Source organism: Flavobacterium sp. EDS (assembly GCF_020991525.1).
GTDB lineage: Bacteria > Bacteroidota > Bacteroidia > Flavobacteriales > Flavobacteriaceae > Flavobacterium.
Genome location: NZ_JAJMOZ010000003.1, coordinates 172401 through 198345, shown reverse-complemented (window position 1 = coordinate 198345; position 25945 = coordinate 172401). Strand labels below are relative to the sequence as shown.

Genomic DNA, 25945 nt, shown 5'->3' with positions numbered 1-25945 from the left:
CATACTATCTACAAATGAAAAGAATATTTATTACTGGATTTGCCTTATTGGGATTACTCCAATCAAGAGCACAAAACATTCCTACAGATTCAACCAGTTACAAAAGCAAGAAATTAAAAATTGAAGAAGTAAATTTAGTTTCAAGTTATTATAACCAAAATGGAAACAATTCAGCGGTAACGGGTGGAATTGGTGATCAACATCTTACAGATATTGCCAATACCATCGATGTTAAACTGGTAAAATACGGAGAAACGGGAATCAAACATACTTTTGATATCGAAGCAGGTATTGATCATTATACTTCTGCATCTTCAGATATGATTGATTTGAGTGCCAATTCATCCGCTTCATCATCAGACATACGCTTTTATCCTTCATTATCTTATCTAAGAGAAAATGAAGCAACAGGAAGAAGTATTGGTATCGGAGTTTCGTCTTCGACTGAATTTGATTACCAGTCTTTTGGAGGGAATATAAGTTTCTCTCAAAAAACTAAAGATCGCAATGGCGAATTTACTGCCAAATTTCAAACCTTTATTGATCAGTTAAAACTAATTATGCCTATTGAGCTTCGTCCTCCAGGGAATCATGGTTATGATAACGACAATAGAAATACCTTTGCAGGAACATTAAGTTATTCTCAGATTATAAACCAACGATTGCAAGTAATGCTTGTAGGTGATGTAATTAGTCAAAATGGGTATTTAAGCCTTCCATTTCATCGAGTTTATTTCGCTGATGGTTCAGTGCATCAAGAAAAAATGCCTGATACCAGACTAAAGATTCCTTTGGGTATTAGAGCTAGTTATTTTTTAGGAGACAATATTATTATAAGAGCTTATTACAGATATTATTCTGACGATTGGAGTTTAAAAGCGCATACAGCTGATATTGAAGTTCCTGTTAAATTAACTCAAGCATTTTCATTGAGCCCATTTTATAGATATTATACTCAAACAGGAACGAAATATTTTAAACCTTATGGAGAACATACAGCTGCAGATGAATATTACACTAGCAACTATGATTTATCAAAGTTCGATAGTAGTTTCTTTGGTATGGGAATGAAATACACACCTCCTAATGGAATTTTCGGTCTTAAACATTGGAATACATTAGAGATTCGCTATGGACATTACACCAGAACTACTAATATGACATCTGATATTATTAGCATAAACATTAAGTATAAATAAAAATAAAAACCAGGATCTGTAATTTCAGTCCTGGTTTTGTTTTATGCAAATTATATAATAGTAAAAAAATCTAGCCATTCTTCTTAATTGTTAATTTTAAAATTAAGAAGCCAAATTTTTAATCATTCCATTAAAAATAAAGCCATGAAAAGGCAAAACAGAATACCAATATAACTTACCCAATATTCCTTTAGGTCGAAAAGTAGCTGCTTGATATAATACATTATTAATAATTCTAAATTCTAGCCAAGCTTCACCTGGTAATTTCATTTCAGCATATAAAATTAATTTTCCTTCTTCTTTGTTGGCATATACTACCCTCCAAAAATCTAAGGCATCACCTGGATGTATTTCGTTTTTATGAGTCCTTCCTCTTCTTGTTCCGACTCCACCGAAAATTTTGTCAATAAAACCTCGTAAACTCCAAAGCCAATCTCCGTAATACCATCCTGTTTGTCCTCCAATAGACCAGATTTTTTCAATAGTAGACTCCCTATTTATAATTTCTTTTTTTCTTCGATCTCTAAAACAGTTTTTTTTAGGGATCTTAAGATAATTGGCTACGTTTCCTTTAAACTGTCCGCTAATCAATGAATCTTTCCAACTCGAAACAACTGCATCTTCATTAATTTTTATCAAAGCTCTTTCTAATGCCTGCTTATAAGTAATTGGCTGCACTTCTAAAAGACTATTAATCCTGTTATCCTTACAAACGACTTCTACTTTCATGCTACTAACCAAAGCTGACGCTAGTTTATAGGAGGTTGAAGTAACAAAATAGAGCCAATAAGATGATAATTTTGGAGTCATTACTGGAATGGTATATATGTATCTTGAGAGTTTTTTTGCTTTAGCAAATTCTAATAACATCTCTTTATAGGTCAATATATCTGGTCCTCCAATATCAAAACTCTGATTATATGTTTTAGGATTTAACAATGATTTTGTTAAAAATTCTAAAACATCGGTAATAGCTATTGGCTGGCATTTAGTATTAAGCCATTTTGGAGTTATCATAATAGGCAACTTGTTCACCAAATCGCGTATTATCTCAAACGATGCGCTTCCCGATCCTACTATAATTCCCGCTCTTAAAGTCGTCGTTGGAATTGTCCCATTTTTTAAAATATCCTCTACAGCCTTTCTTGAAGATAGGTGTTTAGATAGTGACTTATCATTTACAATGCCGCTTAAGTATATAACCTGTCTTGCATTAGTTTTATTTATTTTATCTATAAAATAATTTGCCGAGATACTTTCTAATTCATCATAATTAGTAGCAGTACCCGACATAGAATGAATTAAATAATATGCTGCATCAATATCATTAGGAATACTTGCCAAAGTTTCAGAATTTAGAAAATCAACTTCAATAACTTTTATGTTTTTCTCAAATTCCTGTGGATAATAAAATCTGTTTTTATCTCTTACACAGCAAACAACATAATGTCCTTGCTCTATTAATAGTGGCAAGATTCGCTTACCTATATAACCTGTTGCACCTGTTAAGAGAATTTTCATGATTCTTTTTTTTTAAGGGGGTTACAATCTAAAAGTAACCAGACCATAATCCATTTGAAAGACCTGACCCGAAATTGATCCTGCTTTCTCAGAAATGAGATAATCTGCCATTTGGGCTACTTCTTCAACCTTTAAATATTTTTTCATAGGATGTCGTTCCATCATATTTTCTTTCATTCTTTCATTCCGTAAAATAGAAGCAGAAAGTGATGTTTCTGTAATTGTAGGCGCTATTGCATTTATGCGTATTATTGGAGCCAACTCGGCACCAAGTGATTTCACTAGCCCTTCTATCCCTGATTTAGCTGTCGCAATACTGGCATGAAAAGGCATCCCCAATTTTGCTGCAACTGTACTAAATAAAATAATAGATGGATTTTTTCCTCTTTTTAAGCTTGGCAAATATTTCTGAATAACTTTTACAGCACCAATTACATTAATTTCAAAATCTTCTCTAAAATCATCAATACTTAAGCTCAAAATAGGCTTAAGATTTATAGATCCTGGACAATAAATTAGAGAATCTATATTTTCAATCTCTGGTAATATATCTTTAAGTATATCAACTGAGAAATGAACTAAATTCGGATGAGAAATATCTGGCCTAGTTCTACTAATATTATAAACAAAATTATGATCTAATTGCTGTAGTAAAATAGCATTACCAATACCTTTACTTCCTCCGATAATTGCGATTTTTTTCATTGTTTAATACTTAAATTAAGCACGCTTTTTATAATAGCTAAAGATAACACTTGTTTAACTATTAATAACTAACATTAAACAAAAAAAATTCTTTTAAGCCTATTTACTATTTTCAAAAACTTCAGAAATCTTAATAACTAGCTTCATTTTTAAGAAAAACAATACTTTATCTGTTTTCTAATTTTTTTAATTTAAGTCTCCATAGATGAAGTTTATTAATCATTAAAAGCATTCTAATTATAGTTGAAAATGCAATAATACTAATACCTATCATTAAAGTAATTGAAATAAAAGACTTTAAAATCAATACTATAAAAAGTAAGAATACAAAAATAGCACTTACCATGAGAGCTGTTTTTTTATGATTAAGTCCTGTGCCAAGAAGTAAGTGATGTAAATGCGATTTATCTGCACTAAAAGGGGAATTTCCTTTTTTAATTCTTCCCATATAAACTCGCAAAGAATCGAAAACTGGAATGGAGAAAAATAAAATAAGTAATAAAACAGTATAGCTACTAGTGTGTACTTTACCCAACTCTTGCTTTTGTAAAAAATTTATTGCTTCGGTAATTAAAATGAATCCGATAAATAAGGAACCTGAATCTCCCATGAAAATCTTTTTCTTGCCTAAGTTAAATTTTAAGAAACCTAAAACAGCTCCAATAAATAATGCGCTTGAGAAAGCCAAGTTATAATCATTAAAATAAATAGCCATAAAAAAGAAAATTGAAAACCCTAATAAGGATAGCCCTCCGATTAAACCATCAACTCCATCCATAAGATTAAAAGCGTTGACAACACCTGTTATCATTAAAATTGTAACCAAATATTGTTGCCAAATTGCAATTTCATAAACTCCAAACACCCCATACAAAGATGTTATTCTTGTTCCTGAAAATGCAATTACAAGAGCCAAAAACAACTGTATAATCAACTTATATTTTGCACTTATATCTTTTTTATCATCAATAACTCCAACTACCAGTAAAACAATTGCTGTTATAAATATTGGAAAATATTCTTTAAGAAAAACAACTTTAAAATTTGAAACAAAAATTACGATAATTACTGATAAAGCTATTGAAATCCCTCCAACCAAAGGCACTGCACTTAAATGAACCTTTCTGTAATTAGGTTTATCTACAAGGTTCACTTTGATGGCAATATTTCTAATTATTGGAACAAAAACAAGGGTTAAAATCAAAGATAATAATCCGTACGATAAAATTTCAAGTATTGTTTTCATGATTGGTTAGTTTTCGTAAAATAAATTACTGTTATTTATGTGTAACAATTGAAATTCCTGCAAAAAAGAAGCATCCAGATTTTGTAATTCAGAAGTAACACCCACTTTACTTTTAATTGAAAGAGCTTCTTTTATTAACAAGTCATATAGATTAGAAATGTTTTTCCAAGTATATCTTCTTTCAGCAATTAATACCATTTCATTGGCTAGGCTCATTAATTTTAGGGGAGATAATGTACCCAATTCTTCAACTAAATCTTCTACGGATGAGAAATAGACTGCTTTACCTTCTGTAGTTGTAATATTATATGAAACCTTAAAAGCAAGAACAGGAAGCTTTAAATACATTGCTTCTACAAGAGAGGGGTTTGTTCCGCCAGCTGAATGTCCGTGAATATATAACGTTGCGTTTCCTCTTATTAAATCGATTTCCCGCTGATCGTATATAGGGTCAAATAAATGAATATTGGTTACGTCTTTATACTCTTCTTTTAATTTTTGTCCATAATCACTATTGCTCCAGTTCCCAACAAAAACTAAAGCCATGTCTTTTTTAATTTTAAATGCTTCCAAAACTAAGTGTACATTATTCTCTGGTTCAATTCTGCAGACTTTTACAGCATAGCTTGTTTTTAGAAAAGGGTACTTTTCGAAATCACCTGTTACTGGAGAAACTTTCATTGTATGATCTGCTCCATATTCAATAACACGACTTAAGGTTTTGTATCGCATTGCTGTGTAATCTTGTATTGATTCATTATCTGAGATATCAATATGTGAGTATTTAACAGCAATCATCTCAGACCACCACAAATATAGTTTTGCCAATAAAGACCATTTGTCTCTTTTCCATTCGATACCATCAATTGAAATTATAACTTTTTTATTAGTAAATAATCTAATAAAAGGAATAAGCCATGCTCCTGCCACACCTAAAATCAATAAAACATCATTTTTCATTAGGGCATAAAGTATAGAGAGAGAATCATAAGGAATACTTTGAATCCCATTTGCTTCTAAAGGAATATAGTGCAATTTTGCTCCTTTATAAGACACCAATTGCTCTTCTTTTTTATATTTCTTTTTAGAACAATAAACTGTAAAATCATACTTGTCTGATAAGTTACTTACTAAATGATCAGCAAGGGTTTCAAACCCTCCATATTTTGCTGGTAATCCTACTGTGCCAATGATGGCGATTCTTTTATTTTTCATAGCTCGTTATATTTATAATATACTTTGCCAAAATCATACTAAAAACACAATTATCTGATTTACAAGCTATTATACTTAAAAAAGAATTTAAATTTTCCATAATTTGGATTCCAATTTATTTATTGGAATATTATTTCAGCTGCCTTTTTTTCAAATAATTCCAAATTAAACTCTTTACTCATCTCAAAAGCATTGCAACTCATCCATTTATACAATTCATTGTTATCCAAAAGTTCATTCAATTTCTCGGATATTTCATCAATTCTTTTACTTTCAATTAAATAGCCATTTTTGCCCTCTACAACAAGTTCTGTAACACCACCTACAGGAGGTACGACTGTAGGCAGACCATAAGCCATAGCCTCAAGAATTGTTAAGCCAAATGTTTCTACCCATAATTTAGGGTCAGACAAATTCAATACAACACTAGCTTCTCTATAAAATGGATGTGTATCTGTTTGTGTTGGATAAATAACTAAATTTTCTGGAAGTACTACATCATTAAAATAATGTTCAATTTCTAAGGTCGAAGCATTTACCACTAGCTTAAAGAGATATCTTGAATTAGTCAGCGCTAATTTTAAAAATTCATCTACTCCCTTATAAGTCTTGAGCGAGCATATCATTAAAACAATTTTTTCATTTTTATTCCAGTTTTTATTAGCCATGGCCTGTTTTACAAAATCTTCTTCCAAAACATTATAAATCACTCTTTTTTTAATATTTACTGGTTCTTTATTTGCTAAAAAATTAGAAACATAAACAACCTCATCTGCAAATAAATTTAAAACTCCAAAAAGGAATTTCTTAAATACTATAGGTTTCATACTTGTTTCATGCACATGATAAATTACTTTATTACCTCTTATTTTTCCTGCAATGGCCGCTCCAAAAGGAAGTACTGTATTTATATACACCACATCGTTCTTTTTTAAGCTAAACAGTAATTTAAAGGCAAGTAAAAATTGGCTGCTCATAAGAAAAAGGAGTCTTAGTAAAGGATTTCTCATAAATTTATACCAGTAAAAATGGTATTTTACATCTGGTAGTCCTGATAAAAAACCTTCCCTTCCACTGCAAGTGTATAAGTGCAAGTCGATCCCTTTTTTTGCCCATCCGGCAAGTAACTGCTTCAGCACTTTAGGACTTCCGCTGTAATCGTTTAATAAATGAATTGCAATAACTCTCATCTTATAAATTATTATAAATTGTATTTAAATGCTCTCCTCTACTCTCCCATGTAAATCGCTCTATATATCGTTTTCTAGAATTAGCGCTCATTTCTGAAAGTAATGTTTTACTCAAATACAATTTATTTAAAGCTTCTTTCAAATTAAAAATTGTTGAGCAATAATCTGAATGAGGAACTACAAAACCACATTCGGGTGTGATGTATTGCCCCGGACCAATGTTATCAAGGCATATTACAGGCAATCCATACGATAAAGCCTCTGCCACTACCATTCCTGCTCCTTCATGTGAAGGAAACATAAAAACAGTTGCTTTTTCATACAACTTCATCAGTTCTTTACGTTCTATCCATTCAATTATTTCAACATTATCTTCAATATTACTCTCAGCTATTATTTTTTCATAAAAAACTCTTTCTGGACCTGATCCTACTAATGTTAATTTACAATTGGCACGTTCTGATAAAGAAACAGAATCCAGAAACGTAATAAAAGAACGAATAGTAAGGTCAAAACCTTTTAATGGCACAAAACGTCCGGCACTTATAACATGAAAGTTGCTTTCTTTATCATTATTCTCTGTAGTAAAATCTTCTGAAGCTACTGACGGAAACACCGAATAATTATTCCCACTAAGATTAAGTTTTTCTACCACCCCTGTGTTCATACACCATATATGACTTGCATTTTTTATAGTCTTTTTAAGACCTGCAGAGTAGTTCCAAAATAAATTCTTCACAAGCCAGGTAAGACGATCTTTGACAAAGTATTTGAATGAATACGGTTTTAAATAAACACTTGGAATAAGAGGATGATGCCCTACTGGTCCCCAAACCATAGGTTTTTCTAGTTTCCATAAAAAACTTGGCGTCCAATCATTGTGAAAGTTTACATTATGAACTATATCAAAATTGAGTTTCTTACTTTTAACATGAGCTATAATTCCTTTTTGCCACATATAATAATACAGCATAGCACCACGACTGCCTTTCTTCCAAAATCTCATCCAGTAAGGAAGATCAAAATATATAAAAGTAATATTACTGTAAATAACATCAGGATTTTGCAGCATATACAATTCAATTGCTTCTTTATTATTTTCTCTTGTAACAGCTATTACTTTATTAAAACGAGCAATCTGTCGTATAAAGTTCCATCCCATTCCGTCTTCTGATCCTTTATATGGGTTTACGGCATAACAACTAGCCAAAATAATTTTAGTGCTCATGATCTCGTTTTTAAAAGTTTAGAAGGTACACCTCCAATAATACAATCTCTAGGAAACGATTTAGTAACTACACTTCCTGCTGCTATTACACAACCTTCGCCTATTTCTACACCATCTAAAATGGTCACTTTGCTTCCAATCCAACAATTTTTGCCTATATTTATTCCTTTTCTGCTAACACCTTGATGTCTTATTAGAATATCTTTATGCTCATAATTATGATTCTCAGGATGACAACTTAAATATTGTCCTATTATACAATCATCACCTATTTCAAGACCTCCAGCTCCTCCTAGATAAGCAAATTCTCCAATACCAACATTATTACCTATTATGATCCTGTCTCCTAAATTATTTAATGAAGTCGAAATAATTATTCGACTAAAGGCTCCTATACTTACATTATTTCCAAACCAAATACCATTTTTACCTAAGGCCGAAATTGCTACATGATTCCCTAATCGTAAAAATTTACCCCAATGTATTTTTGAAGGATTAAAAAAAGTGACTGCTCTACCAAGCATAAGTCCTTTTGCCTTTTTGAAATAAATAAAAACAAATAATCCTCTGATAATAGCGATACCTTGTATCCAGAAAAATTGCAATAGCGCTAATGAATCTAAATTCTCATCAAATTTAAAAGCAGGATTACGAAGTTGTATTAGTTTTTGTAAAAGAGCTTTCATATTATCTATTAATTAAAGTTTGTAAAACAATATGTAGCGTCTGATCAATTTCTTTATTTTCGATTGTTTTGTAAATTGTAGTGTTACTTGTTTTATCCAGTTTACTAAAAAGGATACGATAGTTAGTAGTTAATTCATTTATAACTTTCTCATCTAACTCTTTTTTCCTACTCAGAATTATTTCTGAATCTGCAAAAAGAAAAAAATTGAATTTGGGTTTCAGTAATAACTTATAGCCTAGGAATGCCATTTTTTTTGACAAAACAAGGTTGCTTCTTTTACTATCTTCTATAAAATCAAAATAGTAACGATCGTAGATTACAACATATCCTCTGATAGTATATTTGATAAAAATAATAAACTGACCAAAAAAATAATCAGCATAATAATACATAAACCGAATTAAAGATGACACTAAACTTTTATTAGTTCCTGAATGCGGAAGCGTATTTTCAAAACTTTCCTGAGCTTTTTTTCCTCTAAAAAGAGCACTAATAATAGGCAATACCGAAGGACGATGGCGCAAAACAACTACTGGTTTTCTTAGTTGTTTTTCTATCATATTTTTCACATTTTCAATTATAGTAGATTTACCGGCTCCATCAACACCACTAAAAGTTATTACATATCCTTTGGAGAAACTTCTAAAAATTGAATCATACAAATAATAAAATAAGTTTCTAAAATAATAGATTCCTTTGTTTTGTTTATTCTTTCTTAGTATTTTAAGTAAATCTTTTTTAGAGGAACAAACATCCTGTTGACTTTGAATAAAGTCATTCTCTTTCTGTTCTTCGTAGATTTTATATTTTTCAGGAATTACCTCATTATTTAAAATATAAAACGCTTTTATATAAGTTTGGGTATCTTTAAAACACAAACTTTTTACTCCAAAATTATTAATATAAGCATTTTCAATAGCTTTTTTTGCGTCCATAAAAACTATATTTCTTCTCTTTAATTCCCATATTAAATCGATTGATAAAATTGATCCATCAGTCATTACTAACTGTAAAGTGTTCATAAATGATTTTTTATTTTGAGAAACTTTTACAACTAATGAATGGTTTTTAACTAATTTAGAGATTGATTCAGATAGATCTTTGTTCAGTAAAATATCAATATCTGAATTAACACAAAGCTGTTCAGGATAACCATTATGAAATTTAATCGTTGCGTACTCTTGATTTTGCAACGCATCGAAAACATCCATAATTACAAGTTCTCTTGCCGTTTTTTCTTTTATAACAAAACTATTTAAAGCATCATTCCAAACTTGCAATAACCAATGAACTTGTATATGCCATTTATCCTGTTCTGCATATGTTTTCAGGTAATTAATACAATTTATAAGAAGGTAAAATTTTAAATATTTATCGAGTATTTCTAAATCATAATTAAATAAAAAATTGGCAGATTCTCCACTACATTGCTCTTTTATGTCAACATAAATTTCTTTCCAGGATTTTTTATCTACCAAAATTCCTTGTTGTATAATAAAATGAAAATAATCAAATCCTGTAGATCTGTCAAAAGCAAATAACTCCCAATCATACAATGAAATTTTATCTTCAGCCTCAAACATATTCCATGAGGTAAAATCACCATGAGAAAGGGAAACATTAATATAATCTTCTTCAGAAACTCTGTTTAAAAGTATTCCAATTTTTCTCATCATATTTGTAGGAAGCCTAGTATCTATAATCTTAAAAAAGTCAAATTTTAAATCGCTAAATAATTCCCAATCTTTAATTTGGATTAAATGCTGTCCTCTAAAATTCATTTCTGTTAGTGCTTTTAGATGAGCAATTCCTATTTTATTAGTACGTATTCCTCCACAAGTAATATCTGAAAGTTGGATTATATCCTCTGAAATTTGTTTTGACTCCGGTGTCTGAAAAAAATCAAAAGTTCCATTAGATAAAATCTTATGCTCTGATTTAATTAACCTTTTAGCATTGTCAGTAGTTGCTATTTTAAAGAATGATCCATCAGTATATAAAATGGCTTTATTATTAACACCAACAGTTCCTGTAAATAAAGCCCAGTTATCTGTACAATCAAAAAAAGTTTTTTCTTGTTTCTTAAAATAATAAGTCATTTTATTGAAAACTATTTTCTGCACTTTTAAGCCAAAAATGACTTTAACTGCCAAACTGAATATTTTAGCTCTAATACCTCCAATATTATAAAATTTCAAGAAAAGAGGTTCTCTATCATTTGCGTTCCAAATCCATCTAATAGTTCCATTTAGATTTTTAATAAATAGAACATCCTGAACTATATCCAGTTCACTATTTTTTTGATTAGAAATAGTGTATCCGATTTTGCTAAATATATTTTCCATAATAAAAAAGTTTTATTAATCATTATATTTGGAAAATCGTGCCTAAAACATAAATACTTGAAAATCAATAGATTAAATAATTTAAATTGTTTTTAATTTCCATATTTTGGAAAAAGAACATTATTTTGGAAATTAATTATGTGACAAGGTCAGGTCTTCTTTTTCGCAAATAAATCTTCTGCTCAGAGGTAAAATGTTTATTACTTTTAAAACAAACTGAAAAAATGATCATTTGATAAAACAAAATTCCATAATTACTTTCCCCAAAAATTCCAAACTCTGTAAACGAATTTATTAAGACAGGAATAAGGATTCCGATGAGCATCAGACGATTTTCTTTATCCTCGCTGATGAATGCGCGAAAAGTAAAAAATAATTGAAAGATAGCTATGCAAAGACCAATAAAACCTAAATTCATTAATACTTGCATAAAAGTATTGTGCGTCATCTTACCAGGATAAGTATGAACACTTTGAAAAAACTCTTTATAATCGATCCTCATATAACCAAAGCCTAAAAGTGGTTCTCTAGGCAAGCCTTCGGTTATTAATGCTTGCCAAAAAGGCAATCGCCCAGTTAAGGTGAGTATTTCTTCCAATCGTTTTTGATCGCCTCCTTTTAAAATAATTTGATTTATCGCAAAAGGAACTACCATGAGCACTCCGGCTATAATAGCTAATTTTAATCCTTTCTTTTTAGTTTGATTGATATGAAAAAAAATAATTAAAAGTACTCCTATCAACGAAGATCTTGAGCCTGTCATGAATAAAGCATAAAATATTACAAGTATTTTTATTATGGTCCATACTTTACTTTTTTTTCTATATAAATCAAAAATAAGGCAGGCAACACCGACTCCAGCGAGCATTCCTAGTTCGTTCGGATTCATCATTACACCACCCAATCTGGCTTCTTCTCCTCCATTGGTAAGCCTGAAAAACGTATCAGGATCGATCCACATTCCCACAACAAAAATGGTTTGCAAAACAAACACGGAATTCCCTAAAAGATGATAAAGTCGAATTGTATGCCCCACAAAAAAGGCGTCTAATATTTTGATACTTTTGATAAAAAAGAAAGCAAAAGCAAAGCTTTGAAAAGTCATAAACCATTGTAAGGCACTAAAACCTGGGTTTGTACTCCACATAAAGGATAAAAAACCCAATGCTAAATAACCAAAATAAAATAAGGGTGAAAATATATTTTTGTAACTTAAGGTGCTTACTGCGCCATAACGAATTATTTTATAATATATAGCAATCGAAGAAAGCATAAGTCCCATTCGCCCAACAACTTTTATGGCTCTTGTAATATTTACATTTTCACTCCATGTAAAAAAACAAGCTATCATAAGTAGCAAAACAATAAACATATAATTGTTTATTGTTTTTAAAAAGGGTTCGTGGTTAATGATTTGCTTTTCCATCATATTTGATATAAATCTGTATTGAATTTTAAGAGTAGTTCATTCCAATTGTAATTTTCTTTTACCATTTTTATAGCATTGCGCTGCATCTCAATAAATTTATCATGATTTTTATAGTCTAGAAAAATTTCACTCATAGCGGCTTCTAATTTTTTACTACTTTGACTATAAATTGTTTTGCCAGAATTGTATTTTACTACTTCATAACCAATATTAGTTGCATCTGTTACAATACAAGGTTTTCCGTAACTAGATGCTTCTATCACTGAGAGTGGCAAACCTTCATTTCTTGAAGGATGAACAAAGACATCCATTTTTTGCAATAATTCATCCTTTTCCTTACCAAATTTGCTTCCGTAAAAAATAACGCTATTATCTAATAAATTTTTAGAAATAATATTTTGTAGCTCATTTTTTTCTTTACTGTCTCCAATTATCCATAACATTGAAGAGGGTTCTTTAACATGAAACTTTTTAAATGCTTTTACCAAAGTATCCAAGCCTTTCGTATAAATATCTAATCTGCCTATAAACCCAAAAACTATGTTTTCATCAGTAATCGTCTTTAACTCTATTGCCATGTTATTTTCAAAGCCATAGGGTAACAAAATGAATTTATCAGTATCAAATATTCTTTTTAAACCGTGTACCTCGCTTTTACCAATACAGTGAATTTTTTGAGCCGTTTGCAGTATTTTTTTTTCAAAAAAATAAAAATATATTTTCTTCAAAGTAGCACTCTTTTTCATAGCAATAACATTATAAGCTCCGTGGGGAGTAAGCACAAATTTTATATTATATCTAAAAAATAATTTTGCCAAAGAATAATATACTGGAATCCATCCTCCATGAAGGTGAAAAATTGCTTTGCCTTTTTTATTAATTATTGCCTGTTGAAGTTCTTTTGAAAAGGAAAAGGGAAAATTCATTTTTTGAAACAGATGTGTTTCAAAGTTTCTTTCTTCAAAATTTATTTCAAGATTATCAGCAATTCCCCAAACAGCAACTTTTTCACCAAAAAGCTGTTGTTTTGTAGCCAATTGATGAACTACTTTATTAACTCCATTCATCCTTTGAGGATTTGCTTTTCCGAGAATTAAGTGAATTATTTCCATAATTGAAATTGCTTTTTGTTTAACTGATATTGCCAATACAAAATCATTATAATTTGATTTATAATTAGCCCTGTAACAGCACCATATAAACCAGAATATTTTAATAGAAAATGAAAACTAGCCAGCGAAGTAAAAAACGAAAGTAAATAGCCCATAAAGAAAACTTTATTCAGCATCAATACCCTAATCATGATTCTTATTGGATATCCTAAAAAGATAAAGAAATAAAGAACAGCTACCATTTTTATTACATAACCATAATGTTCATATTTTAAACCTCCAGCCAATACTATAATTTGATCAGAAAAAACAAAAAATAATATTGTTAATATACCAAATCCAAAAGCTCCCCCTATAGTTAATTTTGATAAATACTTTTTTGCAGCCGCACTATTTTTATCATATATCATGGCTATTTTAGGAAGGAAATAGTTTTCTATTGTCTGTAAGCCAATATTTATGATTCCAAAAAATGATTGTACTAATCTTAAAGCACCCAATGCCTCGATACCCAGATAGATTCCTGAAATAAGAATAAAAAAATTACTTGAGCACCATTGTAATAAGGCTACACTCAACAGCCATTTACCTTGTTTTAAATGAGCTTCAAAAAATATCCTCCAAGCAATTGGTTTTTCATAATTCTTTATCATAAATAAAAACCCTGGGAGCGTTGAAATTAAATTAATAATTCCAAAAATTAATAAAACCTCTGATAAGTCTAATTTCTTTAGTACTAAAAATAAAAAAGACAGAATTAAGAATAGAATATCCATAAATAATACTCTTTTTATTTTGGATACTCCTAAGAGTAATTTTCTAAAAAAATCATTAATCAAAAATCCTATTGTAAAACAAATAACAGCACTTGGACTTATTTGAAACAAAATTCTATCTTTTAGAAAATGAAATATACCCGTTATTATTAGTAAGGGTATAATCAATAAAAAAAGTACTCCGAAAAATAAGGTTGTAATGTATTGCTCTTTATTTTCTGTTTTTGCAATAGTAACTTGAAATGGCTGAATAATTAAGGCATTATTGACACTTAATAAAAGATATGCAATCAATAAAACCGAAGAATATAAACCAAAACTTTTTACGTCTAATTTTTGGGCTATAACTAGTGTTAAGCAAAAATTTGTACCACTAGTAATTACTTGATCTATGAGAACTAAAAAGGAATCTTTGACTAGTAATGCTTTTAGTGTGTACATTTTATAAACTTATTTATTTAAATATTTTCTATAAATCTTTTTAGCACATGAAAAAATACTGGGGTTATAGCCCGATTTATTAAGAATAAATGACATATTAGGTAAATGATATTCTTCTTGTAATAACTCAATGGCTATTATTGTTTTTTCAGCTGTCTTTCGACTATCTAATACAACAAAATTTTGAGAAGCTAAACTCATAAACAATAATGCGAGCCTCCCCCTATTTATAGCTTGGTTATGAATAATACACAACTCATGATTTGTCATTTTTTGTTCAATTTCATTTTTAAAAACAGACTGGATTGCACTTAAATATTTAGAGTCCGAAAAGTTGATATAGTTATTGTGATCTATTTGATTAAGAAACTCGCCAGTAGTATCAACAACCAATACTTTTCGTCCCTGAGAGCGAAAAGCTTTGATAAGATTCTGAGAATGAAACAAATGCTCTCTTGTGCTATCATAAGAACTAATTGTTATAATCCCTTTGTCTTGAACGAGTCCTTTTAGCTCCATTTGTAATGCCTCTTTTAAAAAATGATCCTCAATATGGGTAGCAACTTTGATATATGGGGTTGCAATCGCAACAGGAATACTACTATTTTTTTCGATGGTATATATGTCATTGACTTTTGCTTTTGCAAAATGAACTATATATATTAATATTATAGATCCAAACATTCCCATTATAGCAGCAACTATAATTATTATAGATCGTATTGGTGAAACGGGAGTTGCCGAAATCTCGGCAGGGCTAATAACTTTATGAAAAGCAATTTTAGCTGATTTTGCTATTTCTGCATCAATTCTTTTTTCATTGAGAAAATTATAGTTTTTTTCATACAAGTTAAAATCTCTGTTTAGAATAGTTAATTTTTTTTCTTTTTCAGGAAGTCCTATAAAAGCTTTTTCAGATTCATTTATTTCGTTTGAAAGTTCTGAATATTTTGTTTGCAAGTTGTTTTCTGTGTTTTTTATACTCTCTATCTGATAGTCTGTCAAATCTTTTAGTTTAGCATCTATTACTTTTACTTTTTCGTTCTCAGGAGTATAAGTGAGTAGTAGATCTTTTTTTTCTGCTTGCAAACTTTTCATATTTTTAACCATCTCTGTCGAGAGTAAATCTGTAAAGGCTTCAAAATTTGGTGCTAAATCTAAGTAACTCCCTTTTGCGTTAGCGATATATTTATTTAGATCTTTTATTGCATCAAGACTCATTTTTAAGTTAACTTTTTCTATTTTTAACTGGGCAATTTTTCTTAAATCAGTCTCCGTTTCCTGGGGTATATTAATGATATGCTCTTTATCTTTAAAATTTTGAATATTATTTTCTGACGAAGAAAGTTTCTTATTAGAGCTGTTAATCTCTTTTTTTAAAAAATCAACAGTGGTATCTGCTGCTCTAAATTTACTTTCGATATAATCTTTTACATAAACTTCTGCCAATTTATTTACAAACAAAGCAGCCTTCTCCGGCACATTACTTTTAAGATTTATACGGATTACTGGCACATCTTTATCAACTGATACAATATCAAGATTCTTATTAATCTTATCCATTAATTTTTGTTTACTTAAAAACTCAAATTCATAAGAGTCTATAATTTTTAAGTCTTTTTTTGATTTTATAAAGGGCTCATTCAAATGGATCAAAACAATACCTCCATTAATTAAAAAAGGTTTGCCAAAATAACCATTCATTCCTTTTTCTGAATCTGGATAATAGAATACAAATTCTTTATTTGAAATAATATCTAAACCATATCTTTTATCTAGTGCCTTTTCAGAGTTAAAAGTCCCATCTACTAAGATTGGAGAGTTCTTAAACAACTCTACTGATCGTACATTACCTTTTCGATATATTTCTTTATTAAATGGTAGCTCATCAAGTGTTTTTCCTATTAACAAGCTTGATTTTAGAACTTCTATTTCTGTTGCTATTTTATTTGCCGAAGCAAAAACATCAAAATCTTTAAAAAGGTTAGCACTAGGAACTCCTTCCTGAACATCAGCTAGTTTTAATTTAGCAGTACTTTCATACATTGGAGTTACGTAATTAAGGTACTTTTTTGCTCCTAATATCGAAATTACCACTGTAAAAATTATAATAGGCAATCCTCTAAAAAATGGCTTTAGTATTCGTATATTTTCGTTCATAAGTCCTTTTTATAATATTCCTTTAATTATTGCTGCGGCACTTATAGTTGTTGCCAATGGAATTATAGTAGCTATTCGTTTATCAAACTCTTTATTCTTTTTGGAGGGAACAATAACGATGTCACCTGGACGCAATTGTATATTGCTATTTACAATATTATCTCCAAGTGTAAGATCTATATTGGTAACCCTCACGTTTTCTCCTTCTTGTCTTAAAATTTTAATTAATTTTAAATTGGCATAAAATTCAAATCCACCCGTTTTACTAATCATTTCCAAAAGACTAACATGATCCTTGTCTATTGCAACTGTATTTGGGTTTCTTACTTCTCCTAAAACGATGATCTCTTTGTTGAGTACTTTAATATCTACTATAGGATTGATCAACCATTTTTTAAGCTCATTTTTAATCATCTCTTTTAACTCTGGAACGGTTTTATCAAGAACAGACATTGCTCCTATTTTTGGTATTTCGATAGTACCATTTGCATCTACCATTAACCATTTTCCATAGACCTCGTTTGAATTGTAAATTCCGTAAACTGAACCTACGCTTAAATTATCCTCTCCCCATACTGAAATTGATATTTTATCGTCTTTTCTTATTTTATATTGATAATTGGGATCGCTTAAAAAAGAATCATTATCACTTACTTTTGCATCACTTACTAATAAATTTTGAGTCTTACAGGAACAAAAAAGTAACGTTATTAAAAAAAATGTAATTAAACTTTTCATAGTAGGTATGGTATGTTTGATTAAAAAATAGATAGCAAACGCTTAATTAGACCTGGGCATACTTTTTTTAATTCTTCCTTGATAGCAATTATTTTACTAATAATTACTGCTATTTTCTCATTAACATCATTTCCTTTTATTACATAATCAAAAGCACCAAATTTTAGAGCATCAACAGCGGTTTTTATATTTTCCTGCCCTGAAATCATGATTACATAAATATTAGGGTTGTAGCGTTTAATTTTTTTGAGCACTTCAAACCCCGTAATGTCTTCCATATTATGATCTAAAAAAATAATATCAGGATTTTGATGTAAATTATTAATACAATCACTACCATTAGAATAGTGTGTAATATCATTATAGTTCATATTGATGAGATATTGATTATATACATTCGCACAAAAAAAATCATCATCTACTATAAAAAATTTAAATTGAGTTTTAGTTTCCATGTTATCCTTATTTTATTGATAACATATAAGCTATAGTCAAGCCAAAATTTAAAAACACTGAAAACAAAGGGTTTGCGTTTGTTTTTTTTAGCAATTATTTCCATTTTTTGGAAATAATTCCAAGGAATAGAGAAATTAACTTTAAATTTCTTCTTGTAATTGTTCTATCACAGTAAGCAACACCATTTTTATTTGAGAGAATAGGTTACTAATCTTTTCTTTGTCTTTTCCTTCTTTAGTGATCTTTTCCAAAGTTTTGATTTTATCTGCAATACTAGTTATTCCCATCCCTTCAATACTTGGTTTAATCTTATGTATAAGTTTGCTCATAGCTAAAAATTCGCCTGAAGCAAGAGCTATTTCTGCGTTTAGAATAACTTCTTTTATTTGATCTATAAAAATCATTACCATTTTTGTAATAAACTCAGAGTTGCCTCTACTAATACTATCTAATGATTTTAAATTGTAGAGCTTTTCATTATTTTCTTTGCAAGGTTTATTTGTTGCATCTGATTGTTTATTTGTAAATCTTGAAATTGTTTCTATTAAATCAAACTCTTCAAAAGGTTTAGTGATATAATCATCCATGCCTGCATTTTTGCATTTATCAACTTCACTTTTAAAAGCATTTGCCGTAAGGGCTATAATAGGAGTTTGTAATTGTAATTCTTCCCGAATCTTTATTGTTGTTTCAATACCATCCATTTCGGGCATTTGCACATCCATCAATATAATATCAAAACTTTTATTTTTTAAAATTTCAATCGCCTCAATACCATTGGTTGCTTCGGTAACAACACAATTAAAATAGTTTAAAGAATTAATAGCAACCATTCTATTGATAATATTATCTTCAACCAATAAAACATTTATGCCTGAAATGTCTACATTAATTTCATTTTGAATCTTTTTAATATTATCAAAATTCCCCTTTTCTAAATCGATTATAAAACTAACAGTAGTACCTAAACCTTTTTCGCTTTGCACATTAATTTTACCATTCATAAGCAGAATTAGTTCTTTAGTAATCGCCATACCCAATCCTGTACCACCAAATTTGCGGGTAATTGCTTTGTCTTCTTGCGAAAATTTATTAAAAATATTTTCAGCATAGCTTTGTTCCATTCCTATTCCTGTATCTACAACTGAAATCTGTAGTCTTTGAAAAACTTTAGTATCTTTTAATACTTCGCATTTCAAATATATTTTACCTTTATTAGTAAACTTCAAGGAGTTTCCAATTAGATTAAATAATACTTGCTCTAATCTTAAAATATCTCCTTTTAAGACACCATTAACATCTTTAGATATTTGTGAGATCAATTTTAGTCCTTTTTTCTTTGCCAGTGGTTCGAGTACATTAACGACATTAGCAACTATATTCTCAAAAACAAAGTCTTCTACTTCAAGGGACATCTCACCTGCTTCTATTTTAGAAATATCCAATATATTGTTTATGATCGATAACAAATGTTTTGAAGCTACTGTACTATTCTCGACGTATTTTTTTTGTAAATCAGTTAATTGTTGTCTCTCTAATTCTCTTAAAAAACCAATTATACCATTTAGTGGTGTCCTTATTTCATGACTCATATTGGCTAAAAAAGCTTCCTTTGCTTTAGAGGCTTGTTCTGCTTTGATTTTTTGCTTTTCAAGTTCAATCTCCATTTGTTTTTGCTCAGTAATATCTAAGTGAATTCCGATCGACCCTACTAATTTACCTTTATCATCGTAATTTGGAGCTCCACCGATAGCCCACCATCTTAATTCTCCTCTTTTATTTTTTACTGGCATTTGATAAACATCTGATAAACCCTTTTCCCGTAATTTATTTTTAGTATTCATCATTTCAATATTCTTACCGAGAACAAAAGTTTTTGAAGGATTCAAACCAATAAGTTCCTCAACTTCAAATCCTGAGATAGTAGCAAAACTTTGATTAGCATATTGAATTATTTCATTAGTATCAACTTCAATGAGGCCTAAGTTCATATTTGCAATAATGTTGCGATATTTCTCTTCTTGAACTTTTAGTTTTGTTTCTGTTTTTTTTCGCTCTGAGATATCTTGCATAAAAGAGCAGAAAAACACTTCACCGTTGTGTTCCAATGGTATAATTGATATTTCAATAGGAAATTCGTGTCCACTATTATTTATTGCAGGTAGTTCGATTTGCTTATTCAAAATAGGTCCTTTACCTGTTTCTTCATAATATTTAAGTCCCTTTGTATGGCCTTTTTTATGACGTTTCGGAATTATGGTTTCATTTAATGTTTTACCTAAAACCTCTTCTTTTTTCCATCCAAAAATAATTTCGGCTTGATTGTTCCAAAAAGTTATTTTTCCAGTACTATCTATTGTTACTATAGCATTAAGTGACGAGTTCATGATAATGCGATTACGTTCTTCGCTTTGCTTTAATAAATTTTTACTTTTAATTCTTTGGGTTACATCTGTTGATTTCCAGAGGTGTCCAATGCATTCATTGTCTACCACGATTGGTATATAGTCTCTTTCAAAAAAACGATTATCTAAAGTTTCAAGTATTTCACCAGTTACAATTTCTTTATTGGATAAAATTTCATTAATCCTATTTCTATAGGCTTCACTATCTTTAAATAATAACTGGGCATCATTTAAATATTCCGCTGGTTTTTTTCCTATCATTTCCTCTGGCAGAGCATTGATATTACGCATATCGCATAAATACTGATTAACAAATAATATAGTATCATTATTATCTACAACTAAGATCCCCGATTGTAAGCTTTCTAATAATATTTTTAAAAATTGGGCAGTCTCAAATAATTTTTTTTCAGTCTCTTTTCTTTTAGTTATTTGTTCACTTAAATATTTTGAAATAAAAAGGAGATCATTTTTTTCACTTTCATTTATTAATCGATACCCTTCATCCAATTCTGTTAGGCTTTCATATAACTTTAAAATAGACTCTTGTTTTAATTCATATTCTTTCTTTAAACTCTGATTTACTTCATTGTATTCATTTTCACTTACTTTAAAAGAATGATCCATTAAATCTTTATCTCTTTCAAATGATAGATACGAGTCGTTGACCGTTTTTATAAAAGACTGAAAATCCGGATGATTTTTAAGATCATCACTTATATTTTTATTAATTTGTCTTTGCAAAAGCTTATGAATATCCATAACTACTCTATTTCATTTATACAAGTAATAGTCATTGTTTGGTTATGAAGTATGCATTCTCCAAAAGGTTTTAATGGCGAAATTTCTCCATAGGAGTAAAACCCTGAAAGAATAGTATCGCCTCCAAAAATATCAGAAACAGCTTCAACTTCTTCATCAATACGGCTTCCAAGAATTAATTTTCTTCCTACACAACTTATTAAGAGAGCCAGTTTTGGACTAAAACTATTTACTTCTAAGCAAGAAGACGCAGCATCACTTGCTGCATCAATTAGTCTGTCAAAGTTTGCCTTCATAAAACGCACTTTACTCCCCTCGGGAACATCTCCTGCAAAAGTCATGGTTTGATTGGTTTCATCTATAGATAAAATAGTTCTAACAATGGGTTCGTCTACTTCTTCAATCTTAATAGATAGTGGAAAAAGTAGTGCAGAACCAGGTAATTCATCCGCATATTTTCCTAAATAACTTTTATAAAGATCTAATACATTTTTACCATCAATTTCATAAAGAACATTGCTTTTCGATTTTGTAACTATTCTTTCTAATCCAAAACTTTCCCAGCCACCCAAAGAGCCATGAGATACTAATAACTTTTGGCCATAAAAACCAATAGCTATAATTTTACCTTGAGTTGGTCGGGCATTCAATCCTACAACAGTCTTTTCAAATTTAGCAGCATCACCAGCAAGACCACCCACTATTAATACTTTTTCCTTTTTTACGGCATTCATACCATTTACCAACTCACTCCCATTTACTTTTCCACCATCAGAGAGTACCAGAACTAATTTTAAATCCTCCTGAACAAATTTCTCAATCAGGGAAGAACCTGCCTCAAAACTATTCTTAAAATCCGTTATATCTACTTCAAAAGTTTTAATTACTGTTGAAGAAAATTTAATTGCAGTAAGAGCTATTGAATCATCAAGAACTTCATTGCCATAAATCTCCCCAGCCGAAGAACATAATATTAATTGTGAAGATGGAAATTTATTTTTCAACTGATTAAAAATTGTATCATCAGAAACTAAATCTCTTGATCCAAAACCTAAAACTAAGTCGGAATCCATAAAATCTAAATTATCATTATTTGATTCTCTTACAAAAGAATTATTTTCAAATAAAACTGTGGCTACTTTCATTTAAATTTTTTTTTTAGTTTGACCTGCTTGAATTAAATTATAAATTGTAGATTTTCCGATATCTAATTGTTTGGCTGTTTTTAATACATCATCATTATTCTTTTTTAAGTAATGTAATATAATTTCAGAAGTAAATTCTTTTAATGTTTTATCTTCTGACAAGAAAAAATCAGTATCATTTATTGTATCAAAAGTTAAGTCTTCTGCACAAATTTCATTGCTCTCACACATAACGCAAGCAAGATCTATTATAGATTTAAGTTCTCTTATATTTCCTGGAAATTTATGTTTAAGGAGTTTTTCTTTAGCTTCTTTGGTAATAGTAATCGTTTTCAATTTATTTTCTTTAATAAACAAATCGATAAAATGTTTTGACAAAAGTAAAATATCGTTACCTCTCTCTCTTAAAGGTGGCAATTCTATTGGCAAACCGATAATTCTATAATACAAATCTTCTCTAAATGCTCCTTTTTTAACCTCTTCTTTTAAATCTTTATGAGTCGCAATAATTAACCGAGCATTAAACTTAATAACAGCCTTTCCGCCAAGTCTTGTCACTTCGCGTTCTTGAAGCACTCGTAGTAATTTACTTTGAAGATTTAAATCTAGCTCAGCTATTTCGTCAAGAAAAATAGTTCCGCCATCGGCTTGCTCAAATTTCCCAATCGTTTTTTGATCTGCCCCGGTAAAGGCTCCTTTTTCATGTCCAAAAAACTCGCTTTCGACCAATTCTTTTGGAATAGCAGCCATATTTAATGCTACAAAAGGTTTATTTTTTCTCTCAGAATTGTAATGAATTGCCTTTGCAACAATCTCTTTACCAGTTCCTGTCTCTCCCGTTATAGAAACATTTATATTAGTACTTAAAGATTTATTTATTTTATTAAAAACAGCTTTTATTGCTTCACTTTGCCCTATTATAGTATTTTCAAAACTAAACTTTTGCTCGAGTTTTTCCTTTAGTTCTTCTACTTCATTTATAAGGTTTAAATTTTCCCTGATTTTAATAATTGAATTCCAAAGCAACTCTTTTGTGTGATTGCTTTTTACAATGTAATCTTTTGCACCAGATTTTAAAAAATCAACAGCTACTTCAATTTCTTCCTGACCACTTATAATGATAATTGGAATTTGATTATTTGTTTGCTGAATTTTTTTAAGAAGTAAATCGCCTGTTATATCTGGTAATCCAAAATCTAAACAAATTATATTAGGACTCTGAAATAAATTATCCAAACATTCTTTTCCCGTTTTAAACAAAAAAACTTCAAAATCAGGATTTAACTTAAGGTGATACTTTAAGGTTTCTCCAAAAAAAGGATCATCTTCAACTAAAAAAATTTTGAATAATTTCATAAGTATCTGTTTGTTAAAATTCAATATATTCTATACCAAATTACAAAAAAAAACACTATGTCGTTAATTTTCAATCGTATATTTATTACTTTTTGTAAGAATAAAAAAAAAGAATGTTTGATAACAATACGTTTGCGAAGTGGAATTGCCAACTAATTTGCAACAAAAACTTAAGATACTTTATCTTGAGAATATTTAAGTAATTTAATTTTTCTTTATCGGCAAACTAAACATGTTTGTATTTAGTTTTTTACATACATTTGCCGATAACGGAACTTTATTTAAAGCATAAAATATCTTTCAGTATATAATTCAAATAAAATTGAAGGAAGCAGACTTACGCACGATCAAACCAGATATATTTTTGAAACCAATACAATTGGTGCTTCTAAAGAAAGTATAAACGTAGATGACATTATTGAAACCTCTAATCATTTTCGCTGCATCGATTTTATTATTGAAAAAGCAAATACTAAGCTCATCGAAACCATCATTAAAGAACTTCATTTTTTATTAAAATCTGGTACTTCTGATAGTGGAAAAGGCTGGTTTAATGTTGGCGAATACAAAAAAACACCAAATGAAGTTGGAGGTAATGAGACTTCTCCCCCTAATCAAGTTGCTCAAAAAATAAAAGAACTTCTTGCTACGGCTCTGTCGCATCTGTCAGAATCAAATATAAAAATTTAAGTAATTTAAAATTTAGCCCGCTAGTTTACAGAATGATTTAAACATAGATATCGCTGGTCTAACCATCTGATTCTTTCTAAGCATATGATTCTTTCTCAGCATATGATTCTTTCTCAGCATATGATTCTTTCTCAGCATATGCACAACTTCAATTCCACTCAAGGTTCGTTTGGCCGATTCAAAACTTTTAAAGCCTAATGCGTTTTGTATGCGCCATTTGATAAAACGATGGTCCTGTTCTACAATATTGTTGAGATATTTACACTGTCGGATTTTAATCTTTGAGAACGAACGTTTGTTATATACTTTGATCGCTGCAGTATTAGAACCGCTTTTATCAATGTTTATTACTCTTGGTCTGCAGTTGTTACTCATTGCTTTAATTAGAAAAGACTGAGCGCTTATTCTCTGTCTTTTTCTGGTCAAAAGAAAGTCTACTGTATTGCCTAATTTATCTACTGCTCTATATAAATAACACCAAATACCATTTACTTTGATATAGGTCTCATCTAATCTCCAGCTCCCTCCAACTCTACCTTTTCTCTTCTTCATCGCTGACTCAAGCAAAGGTGTAAACTTATAAACCCAGCGCTGAATCGTAGCATGATCCACAAGCACTCCTCTAATTTTCATTATTTCCTCAACATCACGGTAACTAAGTGTAAATCTTAATTTGAAATATACTGCCTGAAGAATTATGTGTTTTGGATAACAATGACCTCTAGTATTCATTTTTTGATCGCTTTAAAATTCTAAAGATAAAAGTTATTCCCAGATGCGACAGAACCGTTTGTTTAGGCTATTGGTTTAAATCCTTGATATTTATTAGAAATTCCTTATATGAACCGTTCATTATAAAAGTATCGCAGATGAAGCACCGCATTACTGGCTCCGTCAGAAATTTCATCTTTACTTTTGTTTAAATATCTGCATAAAAAAAGCCCATAGAAATGGGCTTAAAATTTATTTTCAAAAAAAAATTACAATGTATTAGGTTTTATTCTGACTATTTTACCATCCTTCATTACTACTAAATCGCTGTTTGTTTTCTTTTTAAATTCAATTAGCTTTTCGTAAACTTTATCCATTCCTTCTAGAACTTTCTTCTGAGTCGATGTTGTTTTGTGATTTTCCATTT

Annotated in this window: 20 protein-coding genes; 1 reads left to right on the top strand and 19 read right to left on the bottom strand. The window is 29.8% G+C overall.

The window, feature by feature from the left end:
* Positions 1-14: 14 nt before the first annotated feature.
* Positions 15-1199: a DUF3570 domain-containing protein gene (locus LPB87_RS06275; protein WP_230605318.1), complete on the top strand. Its 1185-nt coding sequence runs from the start codon at positions 15-17 to the stop codon at positions 1197-1199.
* Positions 1200-1301: 102 nt separating this feature from the next.
* On the opposite strand, the gene LPB87_RS06270 is transcribed toward LPB87_RS06275, so the two are convergent.
* The 19 genes from LPB87_RS06270 to LPB87_RS06180 form a co-directional block, all read right to left on the bottom strand.
* Entirely contained in the window at positions 1302-2720 is a 1419-nt protein-coding gene (locus tag LPB87_RS06270) for an SDR family oxidoreductase (RefSeq protein ID WP_230605317.1), read from the bottom strand.
* Between the two features lie 21 nt (positions 2721-2741).
* Complete coding sequence (locus LPB87_RS06265) at positions 2742-3425, bottom strand: SDR family oxidoreductase (protein ID WP_230605316.1); 684 nt, start codon at positions 3423-3425, stop codon at positions 2742-2744.
* A gap of 166 nt (positions 3426-3591) precedes the next feature.
* Positions 3592-4671 carry an MraY family glycosyltransferase gene (locus tag LPB87_RS06260; protein ID WP_230605315.1) on the bottom strand — a complete coding sequence of 360 codons (1080 nt, stop codon included), beginning with the start codon at positions 4669-4671 and terminating at the stop codon, positions 3592-3594.
* A 6-nt stretch (positions 4672-4677) separates the two neighbouring features.
* Complete coding sequence (locus LPB87_RS06255) at positions 4678-5886, bottom strand: DUF1972 domain-containing protein (RefSeq protein WP_230605314.1); 1209 nt, start codon at positions 5884-5886, stop codon at positions 4678-4680.
* A gap of 119 nt (positions 5887-6005) precedes the next feature.
* Positions 6006-7076 carry a glycosyltransferase family 4 protein gene (locus tag LPB87_RS06250; protein WP_230605313.1) on the bottom strand — a complete coding sequence of 357 codons (1071 nt, stop codon included), beginning with the start codon at positions 7074-7076 and terminating at the stop codon, positions 6006-6008.
* Between the two features lies 1 nt (position 7077).
* A complete protein-coding gene (locus LPB87_RS06245; RefSeq protein ID WP_230605312.1) occupies positions 7078-8304 on the bottom strand; it encodes a glycosyltransferase in 1227 nt (408 codons plus the stop codon).
* A complete protein-coding gene (locus LPB87_RS20740) occupies positions 8301-8990 on the bottom strand; it encodes an acyltransferase (protein ID WP_305070207.1) in 690 nt (229 codons plus the stop codon). Before LPB87_RS20740 ends, LPB87_RS06245 begins: the two co-directional genes overlap by 4 nt.
* A 1-nt stretch (position 8991) precedes the next feature.
* On the bottom strand, positions 8992-11337 hold the full coding sequence (locus LPB87_RS06235; RefSeq protein ID WP_230605311.1) for a hypothetical protein: 2346 nt from the start codon (positions 11335-11337) through the stop codon (positions 8992-8994).
* Positions 11338-11473: 136 nt separating this feature from the next.
* Positions 11474-12688, bottom strand: a complete 1215-nt coding sequence (locus LPB87_RS06230; RefSeq protein WP_230605310.1) for an O-antigen ligase family protein — start codon at positions 12686-12688, stop codon at positions 11474-11476.
* A 74-nt stretch (positions 12689-12762) separates the two neighbouring features.
* Positions 12763-13878, bottom strand: a complete 1116-nt coding sequence (locus tag LPB87_RS06225; RefSeq protein WP_230605309.1) for a glycosyltransferase family 4 protein — start codon at positions 13876-13878, stop codon at positions 12763-12765.
* Positions 13869-15095, bottom strand: a complete 1227-nt coding sequence (locus LPB87_RS06220; RefSeq protein WP_230605308.1) for a hypothetical protein — start codon at positions 15093-15095, stop codon at positions 13869-13871. The genes LPB87_RS06225 and LPB87_RS06220 overlap by 10 nt, the downstream gene beginning before the upstream one ends.
* Positions 15096-15104: 9 nt before the next feature.
* Entirely contained in the window at positions 15105-17255 is a 2151-nt protein-coding gene (locus LPB87_RS06215; RefSeq protein WP_230605307.1) for a GNVR domain-containing protein, read from the bottom strand.
* A gap of 9 nt (positions 17256-17264) precedes the next feature.
* On the bottom strand, positions 17265-17993 hold the full coding sequence (locus LPB87_RS06210; protein WP_230605306.1) for a polysaccharide biosynthesis/export family protein: 729 nt from the start codon (positions 17991-17993) through the stop codon (positions 17265-17267).
* Between the two features lie 20 nt (positions 17994-18013).
* On the bottom strand, positions 18014-18448 hold the full coding sequence (locus LPB87_RS06205) for a response regulator (protein WP_230605305.1): 435 nt from the start codon (positions 18446-18448) through the stop codon (positions 18014-18016).
* A 141-nt stretch (positions 18449-18589) separates the two neighbouring features.
* Positions 18590-21616, bottom strand: coding sequence for a PAS domain S-box protein (locus LPB87_RS06200; RefSeq protein WP_230605304.1), 3027 nt, complete (start codon positions 21614-21616; stop codon positions 18590-18592).
* Positions 21617-21618: 2 nt separating this feature from the next.
* Positions 21619-22761, bottom strand: a complete 1143-nt coding sequence (locus tag LPB87_RS06195) for an FIST N-terminal domain-containing protein (protein WP_230605303.1) — start codon at positions 22759-22761, stop codon at positions 21619-21621.
* Positions 22762-24117, bottom strand: coding sequence for a sigma-54 dependent transcriptional regulator (locus LPB87_RS06190; RefSeq protein ID WP_230605302.1), 1356 nt, complete (start codon positions 24115-24117; stop codon positions 22762-22764).
* A gap of 702 nt (positions 24118-24819) precedes the next feature.
* A complete protein-coding gene (locus tag LPB87_RS06185) occupies positions 24820-25539 on the bottom strand; it encodes an IS6 family transposase (RefSeq protein ID WP_230605301.1) in 720 nt (239 codons plus the stop codon).
* Between the two features lie 248 nt (positions 25540-25787).
* Positions 25788-25943: a hypothetical protein gene (locus LPB87_RS06180; RefSeq protein WP_165572135.1), complete on the bottom strand. Its 156-nt coding sequence runs from the start codon at positions 25941-25943 to the stop codon at positions 25788-25790.
* Positions 25944-25945 lie beyond the last annotated feature (2 nt).

Coding starts and splice junctions, on each gene's coding strand:
- LPB87_RS06275 (WP_230605318.1), top strand. CDS start 15: ATGAAAAGAATATTTATTACTGGATTTGCCTTATTGGGATTACTCCAA.
- LPB87_RS06270 (WP_230605317.1), bottom strand. CDS start 2,720: ATGAAAATTCTCTTAACAGGTGCAACAGGTTATATAGGTAAGCGAATC.
- LPB87_RS06265 (WP_230605316.1), bottom strand. CDS start 3,425: ATGAAAAAAATCGCAATTATCGGAGGAAGTAAAGGTATTGGTAATGCT.
- LPB87_RS06260 (WP_230605315.1), bottom strand. CDS start 4,671: ATGAAAACAATACTTGAAATTTTATCGTACGGATTATTATCTTTGATT.
- LPB87_RS06255 (WP_230605314.1), bottom strand. CDS start 5,886: ATGAAAAATAAAAGAATCGCCATCATTGGCACAGTAGGATTACCAGCA.
- LPB87_RS06250 (WP_230605313.1), bottom strand. CDS start 7,076: ATGAGAGTTATTGCAATTCATTTATTAAACGATTACAGCGGAAGTCCT.
- LPB87_RS06245 (WP_230605312.1), bottom strand. CDS start 8,304: ATGAGCACTAAAATTATTTTGGCTAGTTGTTATGCCGTAAACCCATAT.
- LPB87_RS20740 (WP_305070207.1), bottom strand. CDS start 8,990: ATGAAAGCTCTTTTACAAAAACTAATACAACTTCGTAATCCTGCTTTT.
- LPB87_RS06235 (WP_230605311.1), bottom strand. CDS start 11,337: ATGGAAAATATATTTAGCAAAATCGGATACACTATTTCTAATCAAAAA.
- LPB87_RS06230 (WP_230605310.1), bottom strand. CDS start 12,688: ATGATAGCTTGTTTTTTTACATGGAGTGAAAATGTAAATATTACAAGA.
- LPB87_RS06225 (WP_230605309.1), bottom strand. CDS start 13,878: ATGGAAATAATTCACTTAATTCTCGGAAAAGCAAATCCTCAAAGGATG.
- LPB87_RS06220 (WP_230605308.1), bottom strand. CDS start 15,095: ATGTACACACTAAAAGCATTACTAGTCAAAGATTCCTTTTTAGTTCTC.
- LPB87_RS06215 (WP_230605307.1), bottom strand. CDS start 17,255: ATGAACGAAAATATACGAATACTAAAGCCATTTTTTAGAGGATTGCCT.
- LPB87_RS06210 (WP_230605306.1), bottom strand. CDS start 17,993: ATGAAAAGTTTAATTACATTTTTTTTAATAACGTTACTTTTTTGTTCC.
- LPB87_RS06205 (WP_230605305.1), bottom strand. CDS start 18,448: ATGGAAACTAAAACTCAATTTAAATTTTTTATAGTAGATGATGATTTT.
- LPB87_RS06200 (WP_230605304.1), bottom strand. CDS start 21,616: ATGGATATTCATAAGCTTTTGCAAAGACAAATTAATAAAAATATAAGT.
- LPB87_RS06195 (WP_230605303.1), bottom strand. CDS start 22,761: ATGAAAGTAGCCACAGTTTTATTTGAAAATAATTCTTTTGTAAGAGAA.
- LPB87_RS06190 (WP_230605302.1), bottom strand. CDS start 24,117: ATGAAATTATTCAAAATTTTTTTAGTTGAAGATGATCCTTTTTTTGGA.
- LPB87_RS06185 (WP_230605301.1), bottom strand. CDS start 25,539: ATGAATACTAGAGGTCATTGTTATCCAAAACACATAATTCTTCAGGCA.
- LPB87_RS06180 (WP_165572135.1), bottom strand. CDS start 25,943: ATGGAAAATCACAAAACAACATCGACTCAGAAGAAAGTTCTAGAAGGA.